The sequence below is a fragment of the Allobosea sp. P1_A7 genome (genome assembly GCF_056406775.1).
In genome coordinates this window covers 1-2,218 of the sequence record NZ_JBFTZN010000496.1, presented here as the reverse complement: position 1 = coordinate 2,218, position 2,218 = coordinate 1, and the positions used below count along the sequence as shown (strand labels likewise).

The window sequence follows — 2,218 nt, the reverse complement described above, 5'->3', positions numbered from 1 at the left end:
ACCAAGCTGATCTATCTCGTCTTGCGCGATGCCGCGGCCGAGTGGAAAATGCCCCCACGCGAATGGACCGAAGCCAAGTCCCAGTTCGCGATCATGTTCGAGGATCGCTTCATCACTCAATGAAGCTCAACCCGCCCCGGACACATGACACTCCCGCTCACTCACGAGCTTTCGTACAGCGACAAGACGGGCAAGCGCTCAATGACCACCCTAATGGCCAGGCCGAACGCTCGCAATCGCCTGCAGGTAGTCCTTGCGGCGCAAATGTTGAAGGCCGCATCCGACCCCTGCCTCACCGCCGCGGTGCAAAGGCTGAATAGCGCATCCTCCGGCGGCCGCTGCGGATAGACCTCCAGCGCTCCAGGTCCTGATCGTCCGCAGAGACCATCAAATCAACGACCGCCCACATTAAGATTTGCAACTTGGGGTGCCGTATCCGTCCGCTTTCTCATCGCTTCGCCCTGGCAGGCAATTGGGCGAGGCGACCTCACAAACGCTGAAATCGGTGCTGATCGCCCCAATGGACTGGGCTCAATACACCTCAAGCTTCGTCCGTTTGGTCGCTCACCTTGTACGTCGAGCGAACAAGCAATGACGAGATAATGATTGCGAGCAACGGACTCCCGATGAAGAGTATGTCATCGATCTGGGGAGCGAGAGCTAACAAATATATAAGCCGCCAGAACGATAATGTCAAGAGAACGCTGCATAACAAGCCAAGAACAATCTTTTTTGCCATCTTATCCTTAGACCTTACCGGAAGGCTCCCGACAGGCTCGGTTATAGGAGGTTGGCCTGCTTCGCTTGTTAAAGTCCGCCAGAGACTTGTTCGTCACAGCCTAGACGCTTGCCGCCCGCGAGAGGAGTAGCGGGTTGTCAGGCAATCGCCGCACCGCAGCCGTCCACCGCTCACACCCATTCGTCAAAGCCGCGCGGCCGTTCATCCCAGCCACGAACGACGTCCCGTCTTCGGTTGCCCAATTAGAAGCTGCGCCTAGGCGATCTTCGGCTTCGTGATGTCTTTCAATTCTTACCCTCAGCGTCGCCAACCGTCACGAAGCATGGCCAGAGATGCTACCGCGGTAACAATGTAGCTGAGAAAGATGAGAATGTTCGCCCAGAACGGGAGCGACATCCAGAACTGCCTGAAAGTCACGTACGACATTGCAAAGAACGGTGCGGCCCCAACGAATGCCCCGACGCCAAGCACCAGCAGCACTGCCTGTCGCCAAAGTGGAATGCGCCGGACGTAATCGCGGCTGCTTTCCCCGTCGCGGATGTCGTGTTCCGTTATTTTCATCAGCAGGATCGTCTTAACCCAGGGAAGCTTTCCACGTCCGGCGCGACCGGCGCGGTGGGAGTGCTTGCGGGGCGGCTATTGCCCGAACAGATCCGCGACCACGCCAAGCATGATCAGGATGCCAGCAAGCAGGAACCCTATGAACTTCAAATCCTGCCGGATGTGGAGGAGGAGTGGATTATCCTCATAATCGAATGACGAGCGGTCCTTCACGGTCGACCACTCCGCATACCAACCTATTAGCACCGCACCTGTCGTCAACATTCGTCGTTCTCGCGATGTGTTGATTATCAGAAATCTCGAACCCGCGGCCGACCTTGCCGACGATGTGCGCGGGTTTGACCCGGTGGCCGACGGCTCAGGAGATTTTCCCCCAACGGCGCATCGCAGCAGATTCCGCAATCGCTAAAAGCGCCCCGACAAAGGCCATGGCCATGGATGCGGATACGAGACAATCGGCAATCAAAGCCCCGGATAGTGAAACCCCCAGCAGGAAAAACGCCGGCAGCCAGGAGGAGGTGCTCATGCAGACCGCTCCGAGTACAACCGTGCCAAGCGAGAGGAGCAATCCGCAGATTTCGTGCATGAATATTGTATGAGCGGAATGTGGCTCGGTGGTAGCCCCGAAGCCGTCGAGCCCCAGACTCACGAAGCAGGTGAGCAAACCAAACGCACCCGCCAGAAGCACCATAACATCACCTAGTCGCATCATGATTATCCGAGGGCAATTAATCTGCGATGCCCATTCCTGCGCAACAATTTCTTAGCCCGGAATTAACGGTAGTTCTGATCCTCACCACCAACCGGTGCATTCAGCTACCAGTATTCTGGCCGAAATGGTGACGGTCACGAGCTCGTGTTTCGAGTTGCTGCGCTTTAATCTCGTGGTACTAGCCTCCGTGAACTCACAAATCAATC

The 2,218-nt window shown here is 56.6% G+C and carries 3 protein-coding genes and 1 pseudogene; 2 read left to right on the top strand and 2 right to left on the bottom strand.

Annotation, left to right across the window (positions count from 1 at the left end; genetic code table 11):
• Positions 1–123, top strand: a pseudogene (locus tag AC1D34_RS36855) (IS256 family transposase); the annotation flags it as partial.
• Between the two features lie 913 nt (positions 124–1,036).
• Here AC1D34_RS36855 and AC1D34_RS36850 read toward each other — a convergent pair.
• Entirely contained in the window at positions 1,037–1,300 is a 264-nt protein-coding gene (locus tag AC1D34_RS36850; protein ID WP_476826934.1) for a hypothetical protein, read from the bottom strand.
• Between AC1D34_RS36850 and AC1D34_RS36845 the strand changes: the two genes are divergently transcribed.
• Positions 1,283–1,498, top strand: a complete 216-nt coding sequence (locus AC1D34_RS36845) for a hypothetical protein (protein WP_476826933.1) — start codon at positions 1,283–1,285, stop codon at positions 1,496–1,498. The two genes, AC1D34_RS36850 and AC1D34_RS36845, sit on opposite strands and share 18 nt — an antisense overlap.
• Positions 1,499–1,658: 160 nt before the next feature.
• Here AC1D34_RS36845 and AC1D34_RS36840 read toward each other — a convergent pair whose 3' ends face one another.
• Positions 1,659–1,826 (bottom strand): hypothetical protein, encoded by a 168-nt coding sequence (locus AC1D34_RS36840; RefSeq protein WP_476826932.1) that lies wholly within the window; start codon positions 1,824–1,826, stop codon positions 1,659–1,661.
• Between the last annotated feature and the right edge of the window lie 392 nt (positions 1,827–2,218).